Source organism: Caballeronia glathei (assembly GCF_000698595.1).
In the GTDB taxonomy this organism is placed as follows: domain Bacteria; phylum Pseudomonadota; class Gammaproteobacteria; order Burkholderiales; family Burkholderiaceae; genus Caballeronia; species Caballeronia glathei.
In genome coordinates, this window is sequence record NZ_JFHC01000003.1 from 182,103 (window position 1) to 194,731 (window position 12,629).

Genomic DNA, 12,629 nt, shown 5'->3' on the forward strand with positions numbered 1-12,629 from the left:
CTATAGTCGAATCGGCCTGTCCTGTTCCCAAAACGGAACCGAATGCCGTGCCGCCGGCCGCTAGCGCTCTTCCAACAATGATCATGGGGTGTCAACGTGACCGCTGAGCACATTCGACTGGTGGAAGCGCGCAAGCAACGGGCCGGCTGGAAGAAGTGGGGCCCCTATCTCTCGGAGCGCCAGTGGGGCACGGTGCGCGAGGACTACAGCGAGTCCGGCGACGCGTGGAATTACTTCAGCCACGATCAGGCGCGCTCGCGCGCGTATCGCTGGGGCGAGGACGGGCTCGCGGGCATCTCCGACGATCATCAGCATCTCTGTTTCGCGCTTGCGCTGTGGAACGGCAGGGACCCCATCCTGAAGGAACGGCTTTTCGGGCTGACCAACAGCGAAGGGAACCACGGCGAGGACGTCAAGGAGTATTACTTCTACCTCGACTCCACGCCGACGCACTCGTACATGAAGTACCTGTACAAGTATCCGCAGTCGGCGTTTCCCTATGAAGACCTCGTCGTCACGAACGGGCGGCGGACGCGCAACGACTACGAGTACGAACTGCTCGACACGGGCGTGTTCGACGGCGATCGCTATTTCGACGTGTTCGTCGAATATGCGAAGGCGTCGGCGGAAGACATCCTCGTCGAGATCACCGTGTGCAACCGGGGTCCCGAACCGGCCGCGCTGCACGTCCTGCCGACGCTCTGGTTTCGCAACGTCTGGTCGTGGGGCAACGAGACCGCGCGGCCCGGGCTGCGGCAGCGCGCGGAAAGCCGGGGCGGCGGCGAGGGCGGCGCCGTGATCGCGGCGTCGGATGAGGCGCTGGGCGAGCGCTTCCTTCATTGCGAAGGCGCCGCGTCGCTCATCTTCACCGAGAACGAAACCAACACCGAACGTCTTGCCGGCGTGCCCAACCGCACGCCGTACGTGAAGGACGCATTCGACAGCTACGTCGTCCACGGCCGCGGGGACGCGGTCAATCCGGCGAAGACCGGCACGAAGGCGGCGGCGCACTACGCGCTCATGCTGGGCGCGCACGAGTCGCGCAGGCTGCGGCTGCGGCTGACCGGCGAAGCCCCCGCGGACGCCCCGGGCCCGGGTCCGTTCGGAGCCGCCTTCGATGCCGTGATGGCCGCGCGGCACCGCGAGGCGGACGAGTTCTATGCGAGCGTGATTCCGCCGGCGCTCGGCGCCGATGCCGCCAGCGTGATGCGCCAGGCGCTTGCCGGCATGCTGTGGTCGAAGCAGTTCTACTACTACGACGTCGACAAATGGCTCGGCGAGCGCAATCCCGACCGGTCCGGGAAGCAACGCCAGGCGCCCCGCAACGAGCGCTGGCACCACATGTACAACGCCGACATTCTCTCGATGCCAGACAAGTGGGAATACCCGTGGTACGCGGCCTGGGATCTGGCGTTCCACGTGATCGCGCTGACGCTCGTCGACGACGACTTCGGCAAGGAGCAGCTGGACCTGATGTTCAGGGAGCGCTATCTGCACCCGAGCGGCCAGGTCCCCGCGTACGAGTGGAATTTCGGCGACGTCAATCCGCCGGTGCATGCGTGGGCCACGATCTTCACGTACCGGCTGGATCAGGCGCGGCACGGGCAGGGCGATATCGAATGGCTCGAACGTTCCTTCCAGAAACTGCTGCTCAACTTTACCTGGTGGGTGAACCGCAAGGACCGCTCGGGCAACAACGTCTTTGAGGGCGGTTTTCTCGGGCTCGACAACATCGGCGTGTTCGACCGCAGCGCGCCGCTGCCCACGGGCGGCTATCTGGAGCAGGCCGACGGCACCGCGTGGATGGCGCTCTATTGCCAGAACATGCTCGAAATCACGATCGAGCTGGCGCTCGCGCGGCCCGCCTACGTGGAGATGTGCGCCAAGTTCGTCGCGCACTTTTTGTGGATCGCGTCGTCGATGCTCCGCACGGGCGACGACACCGGCATGTGGGACGAGGAAGACGGCTTCTTCTACGACGTGCTGCGGCTTCCCGACGGCCGTGCGCAGCGCCTGAAAGTGCGCTCGATGGTGGGGCTGCTGCCGCTGTGCGCGGTCACGACGTTCAGGGGCGATCTGCTGCAGAAGGCGCCGGAGGTGCGGCGCGGCCTGCGCCGCTTCATGGAGGCGCGCCCCGAACTGACGGCGTTCATCCATGATCCGAACCGGAGCGGCTACGCGGGCCGCAAGCTCGCCGCGGTGCTGGACGAAACCAGGCTGCGCCGCGTGCTCGCGAGAATGCTCGACGAAAGCGAATTCCTGAGCCCGTACGGCATCCGGTCGCTCTCGCGCCATCACGCGGATCATCCTTATGTGCATCGCGTGGGGGAGCAGGAATACCGCGTGCCGTATCTGCCCGCCGAGTCCGACACGGGCATGTTCGGCGGCAATTCGAACTGGCGCGGGCCGATCTGGATGCCGGTCAACGCGCTGATCATCCGCGCCCTCCTGCAGTATTACACCTACTACGGCAACGATTTCACGATCGAGTGTCCGACCGGTTCCGGCCGCCAGATGACGCTGTACGAAGTGGCGCAGGAGCTCACCCGGCGCCTCTCCAGCATCTTCCTGCGCGACGGGGACGGGCGCCGCCCCGTCTACGGCGGCAGCGACACGTTCCAGGAGGACCCGCTCTGGCGCGACTACGTGCTCTTCTACGAATATTTCCACGGCGACAACGGCGCCGGTCTCGGCGCGAGCCACCAGACCGGATGGACCGCGATCGTCGCGCGGGCGATGCATCTGTTTTCGACCACCTCCGCCGAGCATATGCTCGAGCTGGGCAAGACGGCCTACTTCATGAAAGACCCGCTGTGGCAGAACGCGGCGCGGGAACCGGTCGCGTGATGTGCGCGTGATGTGCGCGTGACGTGGGCGCATTGCGCCGGGGATCGGCCCATGACGCGGGCTGAAGCGTCATGAAACGATGGCCGTGCACGCGGGCGAAATGGCGCGGCTCGCTGCTGCGCGCGGCGAACCAAAGCCGCGCTCTGTGCGGCTGCGCACATATCTTTCGTCGTACCTTACAGAAACTCATCGCCAGCAACGCGACCGGCGGCCCGCCGCCTCATCGAAACGAGGCGCTCCCGATGCGCGATTCGCGTGGCGCAACCGTGACGAGGTGCAGGATGGCAGCCCGATATCCCATCATCTATATCCGCGGCTACGCGATGACCGAGTCGGAGCGCAACGAAACCGCCGCCGACCCGTTCTGCGGTTTCAACGTCGGCTCCACGCTCTATCGCGCGGTGCCGGACAAGACCGCGAAGCCCGCGCGCTTCATCTTCGAGTCGCCGCTTGTGCGTCTCGTGACGGAATACCAGTACCAGCACGTCTACCAGAACGGCGCCGACATCATGGACCCCGACTGGCAGCCGCCCCGCGACGAGGACGGCAACCCGACCGTCGGCATTCCGTCCGGCTCGCTCGTCATCTACCGCTATTACGACGACGGCTCGACATTCTTCGGCGAGGGCAAGGCCCGCGACATCGAGGCCTACGCGAAGGGTCTCAATGACCTGATCCTCAAGATCCGTTCGCTCGTCTGTTCGCATGTGCCGAAGGGCGGGCAGCAGATGAAGGAAGCGGATTTCCGCTGCCATCTCGTCGCGCACTCGATGGGAGGGCTCGTCGCGCGGGCGTTCCTGCAGAACGCGCGGCTCGGCGGCAGCGAGGCGCGCAAGTGCGTCGGCAAGTTCTTTACCTTCGCCACGCCGCACAACGGCATCGAGCTGCTCGGCCTGAACGTGCCGCACTGGCTGACGAAGGACGAGATGAACACGTTCAACCGCGAGAAGATGGCGGAGTTTCTCGACATGAAGGCGGTTTCCGCGGCGTTCAACGGCCGCGTCGACCTGATTCCGGAAAGCGCGCTGCCGTCGGAGCGCATCTTCTGCATGGTCGGCACGAACCGGGGCGACTACGAAGTGGGCGAAGGGCTCGCCCGCGCCTTCGTCGGCCACGGCAGCGACGGACTGGTGCGCATCGAGAACGCGTCCCTGTGGGGCGTCGAGGGCCAGAAGGCGACGCAGCCCGCCGCCACCGCGTACGCCTACCGCTCGCATTCGGGCTACTTCGGCATCGTCAATTCGGAGGAGGCGTATCAGAACCTCGTGCGCTTCCTGTTCGGGGACGTGCGCGTGGACATCTGGCTCGATGTCGAGAGCGTGCGGCTGCCCGCCGACCTGGAGCAGAAAGCGGGCGTCGAGGCGCTCTATCAGTTCGAGATTCGCGCGGCGCCGCGCGGCAAGCGCTGGTTCCTCACGCGCAGGACGGCGGTGGAGGATTCGCCCGCCTGCAGGACCCACTCGCAGTTGAGCGGCGCGGACGCCCAGCAGCGCAGGATCTATCTGTCGACCGTGTTCCTCTCGAAGCGCGGCAAGGTGGACCAGGACCGCAAGTCGCTTGCCTATGCGATGACCGTCGCCGTGAAGGTGCCCGACTACGAGATCGAGCGGCGCTTCTGGGCCGACGGGCACTACGAAGGCGCCGACCTGTTCAGGGACACCGCCGTCATCGAGCTGACGCCGCCCGACGACGGAAAATCCGCATGGGACGTGAAGTACAGCTGGGCCAGCAACCCGGATGCGCCGATGACCCGGCCCATCGACTTCACGGCCGCCGCCGACGGCAAGGTGGAACTGTCGATCGACTTCGCGAACCCCAACAAGCCCGGGATCTCGGGCAAGATCCGGCTCGTGGTGAGGCCGTGGTCGTGAGCGTGCGATCGTGCTCACCGGCCTTCATGTGCGTTCCCGGCCGGGGATCGCGCGAAACGCTACGAGCGTCCGGCCGCGGCGCGCGTGCGCCGCGCGGGGCGCGCCGGGCGGACCGGCTGCAACTCGGACGGCGCGAGGAAAAACCGGCTGTTGTCGGCCATGCGCGCCACCATGAAGTCGATGAAGGTCCTCACGCGCAGCGGCTGCTCCTTTCGATGCCCGTAGTAGATGTAGATCATTCCGTGCTGGCTCACGTGCTGCAGGAGCAGCGGCACGAGCCGGCCGCTGCGGATATGCTCGGTCGCGGTAAAACTTCCCAGCTGGCCGACGCCGAGGCCTGAAAGCACCGCCTGGGTCTCCATGTCGGTGTCGTTCACGCAGACCGTCGCGGGCACGTCACGATAGACGATCTCCTCGCCGACCTGAAACGCCCACGGTGCCATCTTGCCGGTGTTCGCCCGCCGATACCCCGTGCACCGGTGACGGGCCAGATCGTCGATGGACTCGGGCGCGCCATGCACCTCAATGTACGCAGGCGACGCGCAAATGATCAGCTGAATCGGCACGAGCCGGCGCGCAATCGAGCCGCCCGCCGGCGGCGGGCCGCCGCGAAAACCCACGTCCGAACGTTCGGTCACGAGGTCGGTGAAGTGGTCGTCGAACTGCACTTCCAGCTGCACGTTCGGGTAGCGCGCGACGAACTCCTCGAAGAACGGCCAGAGGACGGACAGCCCGAGCGCGCGCGGCGCGCTCACGCGCAACGGGCCGCCGACTTCCTCCGTCGAACGCCGGGCTTCGTCGAGCGCGGAGGACAGGATGGTGAGCGCGGGCTGCACGCTCTCGAAGAAGCGCTGCCCTTCCGCCGTCAGGCTCAGCTTGCGCGTGGTGCGAAAGAAAAGCCGCACGCCCAGTTCCTTTTCGAGCTGCATCACCGCGTGGCTCGCGGCCTGCGGCGAGATGCCCTGGTCGACGGCCGCCTTGCGCAGGCTGCCGAGCGTCGCCGCGCGCATGAAGATGGTGATCGCACGAATCTCGTTCATCGTGGCCGCCCCGGATTAGCAAATGGAAGTTGATTATCAGTCTATCAATGTGCGGCTAGTTTGCGTGACTCGCCGGCCCTAACATGGCGTCACTTTCACTACACACCCGAAGGAGATACATCATGGCTGAAGTCAAACAGAACGGTTTCAAGCGTGTATGGCTCATCACCGGCGCCTCGCGCGGCATCGGCGCACTGATCGCCGAAGCGGCGATCGCCGACGGCAACGCCGTGGTGGCGGCGGGCCGCAACGTCAAGGCGATCGTCGAGCGTCTGGGCGAGTCGGCCGCGCTCCTGCCGGTGGCGCTCGACGTGACGGACGAAGCGCAGGCGCACGCCGCGGTCAAGGCCGCCGTCGCGAAGTTCGGCCGCATCGACGTGCTGGTCAACAACGCGGGATTCGGTCTGCTCGGCGCGGTCGAGGAATCCTCCGACGCCGACACGCGCCGCATGTACGACACGAACGTGTTCGGCTTGCTGAACATCACCCGCGCCGTGCTGCCGACGATGCGCGCCAACCGTTCCGGCCATGTGATCAACATCTCCTCGATCGGCGGCTATCGCGGGGCGGCGGGGTTCGGTGTGTACTCGTCGACGAAGTTCGCGGTCGAAGGCATCACCGAAGCGCTGCATGACGAACTGAAGCCGCTCGGCATTCATGCCACGGTGGTCGAACCGGGCTACTTCCGCACCGACTTTCTCGATGCCTCCTCGCTCGTCGTGGCGCCCGACGTGATCGAAGACTACGACGCCACTTCGGGCGAAGTGCGCCGCGTCGCGGCCCGCCTGAATCACAGCCAGCCGGGCGACCCGAAGAAGCTCGCCGCCGCGATGGTCACGCTGGTCGACGCGAAGACGCCGCCGCTGCGCCTGCCGCTCGGCACCGACACGCTTGCGGCCATCGCCCGGAAGAACGCGTATGTCGAGCAGGAAACGCAGACGTGGAGAGAACTGTCGGCATCGACGGACTTTTCCGCGTAAGCGTCAGACGCCCTTCGCCGCAACCGATGCGCTGAAGGCCAACCACTGAGCCGTGCCGCGCGCCCGCCGCTTTTCGAAAGCGGCGGGCGCTTTTGCGTGACGCCACCCCATCCCCCGCGCAGCCTGCCGCGCCGCTCTCGATTGACGAGAAGTCAACCATCCCTTCCGAAAATGTCGTTTGAGGCGCCCCCGTCGAGCGCCCTAGCATTCATTCACGCCATGCGGTTCCGTGTTTATGCGAAACGGTCCGCACGGCGCATCACAAGGCCCGAATGACAGGACCCACCTCGCAGGCTATCCATAGAGACGGAGACATGAACACTATCCTGACCACCCATCCGGACGCGAAGTCCGACGCCCTCACGCCTGCGCAACGCAAGGCGATGTTCGCCGCGACGCTCGGCACAATGGTCGAATGGGCCGACTGGCTCATCTACGCCACGCTCTCGTCGGTGTTCTCGCGGCAGTTCTTTCCGTCGAGCGACCCCGCGGTCAGCCTGCTTTCATCGTTCGCGGTATTCGCGGTCGGCTTCCTGATGCGCCCGATCGGCGGTGCGGTGCTCGGCGCTTACGGCGACCGGCACGGACGCAAGAAGGGCCTCACGCTGTCGATCACGCTGATGGCGCTCGGCTCGTTCATCATCGCCTTCTGCCCCGGATACGCGTCGATCGGTCTCGCGGCGCCCGTGATCCTGATCATCGCGCGGCTCTTGCAGGGCTTCTCGGCGGGCGGCGAGTTCGGCTCCGCGTCGACCTTCCTGATCGAGACCGCCTCGCCGCGCCGCCGTGCGTTCGCGGGCTCGTGGCAGCACTTCGCGGTGAACGCGGGCGTGCTCGTCGCGGCGATGATCGGCTTCCTGCTGACCTCGGTGTTCGACGACGCCACGATGGCCGCCTGGGGCTGGCGCGTCGGCTTCGCGGTCGCGGGGCTGATGGGGTTTGTCGCGCTGTGGGTGCGGCTCGCCGTCGACGAGACACAGGCGTTCAAGCGTTCGGCTGCACGTGAACGCGAGCACCACAACCCGCTGCGCTCGATGCTCAAGGAGCATCCGAAGGCCGCGCTGCGCGTGATCTGCATCGCGATGGCGGGCAACCTGCTGAACTATCTCTGGCTCGTCCACTTCCCGACCTACGTGCACCTGAAGACGGGCCTGCCGCTGCGCGAAGCCTTCACGGCGAGCGGCATCTCCATCGTGGTGTCGCTCGTGCTGATCCCGCTCGTGGGGATGCTTGCCGACCGCATCGGCCGCAAGCCCGTGCTGATGATGTTCGCCGGCGGCTCCGCGCTCTTCGCGTATCCGGGTCTGAACCTGCTCAGCAACGACTTCTGGACGGACACGCTGCTCGTCACGATCGGCATGGCGCTCGTGACGGGCTTCTCGGCCACCTGCGCAGCCGTCATGGCCGAGCAGTTTCCGGCCAAGGTGCGCGTGACGGGCGTGGCGCTGCCCTACGCGATCTCCGTGACGCTCTTTGGCGGCACGGCGCCCTACATCATGACCGCGATGACCAACGCGGGCCACTCCGGCCTGATCTGGGTCTACGTGGCCGGCATCTCGCTCGTGGGCTTCGTGGTCTACGCGACGATGCCCGAAACGAAGGGCAAGGAGCTGGACTGAGCACCGTTCGCGCGTCCTTCTTCTCCTCATCATTCGCCTGACAGGAAAACCATCATGACCGACAACGCTGACACGACCGCAACCGGACGTCCGTACTGGCAGACGCCCGACGGCAAACACCTCGCCGCATGCGAGGAACGCGCGAGCCGCGAGCGCTTCTTTCCGCCGATCCCGCAGGGCTCGCCGCTTCACGCGCGCTACGAGAGCATCACGCTCGGCGACGAAGCGCGCATCTACAGCTTCACCGTGATCCATCCGCACCCGAAAAGCGGCAAGGCGCCGTTCGCGCTGGTGTATGCGGATTTCCCCGAGAAGGTCAGGGTGTTCGGGATCTACGAGGGCGACGGGCGGCCGTCCATCGGAGAACGCGTGCGCGTCGTCATCGGCGCGGCCGAAAGCGGCGCGCCGCGCTACACGTTCACCGCCGCGCGTTGAGCGCGCCTCCCATCACAGATCGAGAAGCATGATGAAAGACATCTATATTTCAGGCGTCGCGATGACGCGATTCGGCAAGCACGACCAGGCGTCGATGCAGGACCTCGCGCAGGAAGCCGTGCTCGGCGCGGTGGCGGATGCATCGGAGACGCTCGACAACGTCGAGGCGTTCTACTGCGGCAACGTGTTCGGCGGCATGATCCTCGGGCAGGTGCTGCTGCGCGATCTCGCGCTTGCGGGAGTGCCCGTCTACAACATCGAAAATGCCTGCGCGAGCGGCGCGAGCGCCGTGCATCTCGCGATGCACGCACTCCGTGCCGGTGTCTACGAGACGGTGGTCGTGTTCGGCGTCGAGCAGTTGACGAAGCTCGGCGGCGGCACGATCCCGCTGCAGCTGAACGACTACAAGACGGGGCTTTACGCGGAGCAGGGCATGGTGCTCCCGGCCGTCTACGCGATGCGCGGCACGCGCTATCTGCACGAGCACGGCGTGACGAGCGAGGTGCTTGCCAAGGTCGCGGTGAAGAACCGCTACAACGGGAGCCTCAACCCTTATGCGCAGACGCGCAAGGAAACCACGGTGGACGAAGTGCTCGGCTCGCGCATGATCGCCGATCCGCTGACGCTGCTGCAATGCTGCCCGTCGGCGGTCGATGGCTCCGCGGCCCTCGTCCTCACCACGCGCAAGCCGCAGGGACGCCACGCGCCGGTGCGGATCATCGGCTCGGTCGTGCAGTCGGGCATTCGCGAGCAGCACGACGACGACATTCTCGATGCCGAGATCACCGCGCGCGCCGCGCGCCTCGCCTACCGGCAGGCGGGCATCGGGCCGTCGGAGGTGGATGTCGTGGAGTTGCACGACGCCTTCACGATCGCCGAGCTCATCTACTACGAAGCGCTCGGCCTGTGCGCACCGGGCGAAGGCGCGGCGCTGCTCGAATCCGGCGAGACCTCGCTTTCCGGCCGCATTCCCGTGAGCCCGAGCGGCGGCCTGCTCGCGAAGGGTCACCCGCTCGGCGCGACCGGCGTCGCGCAGATGACCGAGATCGTCTGGCAGCTTCAGCGCCGCGCGGGTGACCGGCAGATCACGAAGCACGCCCGCATCGGCCTGGCGCAATGCACGGGCGGCGGCATTGCGGGCGTCGATCACGCGGCGTCGTCGGTTCATATCCTTTCCCTGTGAGTCTGATCATGCAAACAGTTCAATCAAACGGCGCAGGCGAAGTCGCCATCGTCACCGGCGGCGCGAAGGGGATCGGCTTCGGCATCGCGGCAGAGCTCGCCCGCTCGGGACGCCATGTCGCGATCTTCGATCTCGATCGCGCGAGCCTCGAAGAAGCGCAGGCGGCGCTTTCGAAGGAAGGCCGCGAAGTGCTCGCGCTTTCCGTCGACGTGACGAAGAGCGAATCGGTGGCGCAAGGTGTCGAAGCCGTCATCGAGCGCTTCGGCCGTATCGACGTGCTCGTGAACAATGCGGGCATCGTGCGTGACAAGCGCATCACGAAGATGAGCGACGAAGACTGGGACGCGGTCATCGACGTGAACCTGAAGTCGCAGTTCCTCTGCTGCCGCGCGGTGCTCAGGCACATGTCGGCGGCGCAGTACGGACGCATCGTGAACATCTCGTCGCGCGCGTGGCTGGGCGGCGTGGGCCAGTCGAACTACTCGGCGGCGAAGGGCGGCGTGGTGAGTCTCACGCGCAGTCTCGCGCTCGAGTGGGCGAGCGCGAACGTGACGGTCAATGCGGTGGCGCCCGGCATCGTCGATACGCCGCTCTTTCGCACCTTCGACGAAGACCTTCAGGCACGGCTGAAGAAGTCGGTTCCGGTGCAGCGCATCGGCACGCCCGAGGACATCGCGCAAGCGGTACTGTTCTTCGCGCAGCGCGAGGCGTCGTACATCACGGGGCAGACGCTCTATGTGTGCGGCGGCCGCTCGCTCGCGTCGCCGAGCGTTTGAGGAGGCATCATGGCGATTCATTACGCGGTTTCGAACCATGTGGCGACGGTCACGCTCGATCGTCCCGAAGCGCTCAACGCGCTCGATCTCGGCAGCCTGCGCGAGCTGCGCGCGGTGCTCGCCGACGCACGCGACGATGACGACGTGCGTGTGATCGTGCTGACCGGTGCGGGCACGAAGTCTTTCTGCGTCGGCGCCGACCTGAAGAACACGCTGCCGCCGTCGACGAACTTCGGCGCGTCGTTCGTCAAGTCGATCGACCGGGCGGCGGCGGAAGGCGTGTACGTGCGCCTGATCGACCTGAGCACGCTGCGCATCTTCAAGCCGCTCATCGCGGCGATCAACGGCTACTGTCTCGGCGGAGGGCTGGAGCTCGCGCTGCAATGCGACCTGCGCGTCGCGGCCGGCAACGCGGTGTTCGGCCTGCCGGAAGCCGTGGTCGCGAGCATTCCGGCCGTGTGCGGCATTCAGGCGCTGCAACGCGCGGTGCCGAGCGCCATCGCGATGAAGATGCTCCTCACCGGCTGCAAGATCGACGCGGCCTATGCGGAGCGCGTCGGCCTCGTGTCCGATGTCGTGCCGCCCGAAAGCCTGCTCGACAAGGCGCGTGAACTGGCCGCGACGATCGCGGCGAACGGCCCGCTCGCGGTGCAGATGATCAAGAAGGTCGCCGAGACGAGCAGCAACGTGCCGCTCGCGCAGGCGATCGAATTCACGGAACTGGCGTGGGGCGCGATGCGGGAATCGGAAGATCGCGTCGAAGGCCGCAGGGCTTTCGCGGAGAAGCGCAAGCCGGGCTACAAGGGCCGTTAGTCCGACACAGCCAGTCGCCCGCGTGTCGTGCGCGCGGGCTCAGGGTTCCTCGCGGCCGCTCGACACGAGCCAGTCGCGGAACTCCGAGAATTCCGGCGACGACTCGCGGTTCTTCGGATAGACGAGGTAGTACGTGAAGCTGCCTTCATCGAGGACGAAGGAGAAGGGCATGACGAGACGGCCGGCTTCCAGGTCGTCCATCACGAGCACGCGCTGCGCGATCGCGACGCCGTTGCCCTGCGACGCGGCGAGATAGGCAAGGATCGAGCTTTCGTAGCTCAGCCCGCCGAGCGGATTCACGCCGCGCACGCCCGCCGCCGTGAGCCACTTGGCCCAGTCCTCGCGGCGCGCGAGCGAATGCAGCAGCGTGAGATCGCGTAGCGCTTCGGGCGTGGCGTCGCACAGGCCCGGATGCGCTTCGAGGAAAGCGGGGCTGCACACGGGCACGAGTTCGTTGGGCACGAGGCGGTCGAAGCCGAGCTCCGACGACGGTGCATGCGACAGCCGGATCGCCGCGTCGACGTCTTCGGCGGCGAAATCGACGGGCTGCAGCGAGGTGGTGAGGCTCACGTCGATGTCCGGATGCTGCGCATGAAACGAGGAGAGCCGCGGGATCAGCCACTTCATCGAAAACGTGGTGTAGGCGCGGATTTTCAGCGTGCGCCGTCGGCGGCTTTCGGTGAGGTTGACGGTCGCCGTGCGCAGCATCTCGAACGCCCTCACGACATCGACGAGATAGCGTTCTCCATACGCCGTGAGCGTGATCGCGCGGTGCGTGCGCTCGAACAGCATGAGCCCGAGCTGGTCTTCCAGCCCCTTGATCTGGCGGCTCACGGCAGCGGGCGTGACATTCAGCTCGTCGGCGGCGAGCTGGATGCTCAGCAGTCTGCCGGATGCTTCGAAAGCGCGCAGGGCATTGAGTGAAGGTAGCGTTCGCATGCGAAATGCTAGCACGCGACGCGGCCGGGACGCACGCGGTGAACGATGCCCGGGAGCGTGCCCGCCGCGCGGCGCGGGGTCGATGGAACCCCGTTGATGAAAACTCAGGCGAGGGCGCAGGAAAAG

Annotated in this window: 10 protein-coding genes; 8 read left to right on the forward strand and 2 right to left on the reverse strand. The window is 66.3% G+C overall.

The window, feature by feature from the left end:
* Nucleotides 1–96 precede the first annotated feature (96 nt).
* Both BG61_RS03985 and BG61_RS03990 read left to right on the forward strand, forming a co-directional pair.
* Nucleotides 97–2,847 carry an MGH1-like glycoside hydrolase domain-containing protein gene (locus BG61_RS03985; RefSeq protein WP_035935211.1) on the forward strand — a complete coding sequence of 917 codons (2,751 nt, stop codon included), beginning with the start codon at nt 97–99 and terminating at the stop codon, nt 2,845–2,847.
* 281 nt (nt 2,848–3,128) lie between these two features.
* The gene (locus tag BG61_RS03990; protein WP_035935213.1) at nt 3,129–4,718 is read left to right on the forward strand and encodes an esterase/lipase family protein; all 1,590 of its coding nucleotides are present in this window, start codon (nt 3,129–3,131) and stop codon (nt 4,716–4,718) included.
* A gap of 59 nt (nt 4,719–4,777) precedes the next feature.
* On the opposite strand, the gene BG61_RS03995 is transcribed toward BG61_RS03990, so the two are convergent.
* The gene (locus tag BG61_RS03995) at nt 4,778–5,758 is read right to left on the reverse strand and encodes a LysR family transcriptional regulator (RefSeq protein ID WP_035935216.1); all 981 of its coding nucleotides are present in this window, start codon (nt 5,756–5,758) and stop codon (nt 4,778–4,780) included.
* A 122-nt stretch (nt 5,759–5,880) separates the two neighbouring features.
* Between BG61_RS03995 and BG61_RS04000 the strand changes: the two genes are divergently transcribed.
* The 6 genes from BG61_RS04000 (at nt 5,881) to BG61_RS04025 (ending at nt 11,564) form a co-directional block, all read left to right on the forward strand.
* Nucleotides 5,881–6,738 (forward strand): oxidoreductase, encoded by an 858-nt coding sequence (locus BG61_RS04000; protein ID WP_035935219.1) that lies wholly within the window; start codon nt 5,881–5,883, stop codon nt 6,736–6,738.
* A 314-nt stretch (nt 6,739–7,052) separates the two neighbouring features.
* Nucleotides 7,053–8,357 (forward strand): MFS transporter, encoded by a 1,305-nt coding sequence (locus tag BG61_RS04005; protein ID WP_035935222.1) that lies wholly within the window; start codon nt 7,053–7,055, stop codon nt 8,355–8,357.
* A gap of 54 nt (nt 8,358–8,411) precedes the next feature.
* Nucleotides 8,412–8,792 (forward strand): Zn-ribbon domain-containing OB-fold protein, encoded by a 381-nt coding sequence (locus tag BG61_RS04010; protein WP_063740953.1) that lies wholly within the window; start codon nt 8,412–8,414, stop codon nt 8,790–8,792.
* A gap of 31 nt (nt 8,793–8,823) precedes the next feature.
* Entirely contained in the window at nt 8,824–9,975 is a 1,152-nt protein-coding gene (locus BG61_RS04015) for a thiolase family protein (protein WP_035935480.1), read from the forward strand.
* 8 nt (nt 9,976–9,983) lie between these two features.
* Nucleotides 9,984–10,751 (forward strand): SDR family oxidoreductase, encoded by a 768-nt coding sequence (locus BG61_RS04020; RefSeq protein ID WP_035935482.1) that lies wholly within the window; start codon nt 9,984–9,986, stop codon nt 10,749–10,751.
* A gap of 9 nt (nt 10,752–10,760) precedes the next feature.
* A complete protein-coding gene (locus BG61_RS04025) occupies nt 10,761–11,564 on the forward strand; it encodes an enoyl-CoA hydratase/isomerase family protein (RefSeq protein WP_035935225.1) in 804 nt (267 codons plus the stop codon).
* Nucleotides 11,565–11,603: 39 nt separating this feature from the next.
* On the opposite strand, the gene gcvA is transcribed toward BG61_RS04025, so the two are convergent.
* Entirely contained in the window at nt 11,604–12,503 is a 900-nt protein-coding gene (gcvA, locus tag BG61_RS04030; RefSeq protein ID WP_035935228.1) for a transcriptional regulator GcvA, read from the reverse strand.
* Between the last annotated feature and the right edge of the window lie 126 nt (nt 12,504–12,629).

Coding starts and splice junctions, on each gene's coding strand:
- BG61_RS03990 (WP_035935213.1), top strand. CDS start 3,129: ATGGCAGCCCGATATCCCATCATCTATATCCGCGGCTACGCGATGACC.
- BG61_RS03995 (WP_035935216.1), bottom strand. CDS start 5,758: ATGAACGAGATTCGTGCGATCACCATCTTCATGCGCGCGGCGACGCTC.
- BG61_RS04000 (WP_035935219.1), top strand. CDS start 5,881: ATGGCTGAAGTCAAACAGAACGGTTTCAAGCGTGTATGGCTCATCACC.
- BG61_RS04005 (WP_035935222.1), top strand. CDS start 7,053: ATGAACACTATCCTGACCACCCATCCGGACGCGAAGTCCGACGCCCTC.
- BG61_RS04010 (WP_063740953.1), top strand. CDS start 8,412: ATGACCGACAACGCTGACACGACCGCAACCGGACGTCCGTACTGGCAG.
- BG61_RS04015 (WP_035935480.1), top strand. CDS start 8,824: ATGAAAGACATCTATATTTCAGGCGTCGCGATGACGCGATTCGGCAAG.
- BG61_RS04020 (WP_035935482.1), top strand. CDS start 9,984: ATGCAAACAGTTCAATCAAACGGCGCAGGCGAAGTCGCCATCGTCACC.
- BG61_RS04025 (WP_035935225.1), top strand. CDS start 10,761: ATGGCGATTCATTACGCGGTTTCGAACCATGTGGCGACGGTCACGCTC.
- gcvA (WP_035935228.1), bottom strand. CDS start 12,503: ATGCGAACGCTACCTTCACTCAATGCCCTGCGCGCTTTCGAAGCATCC.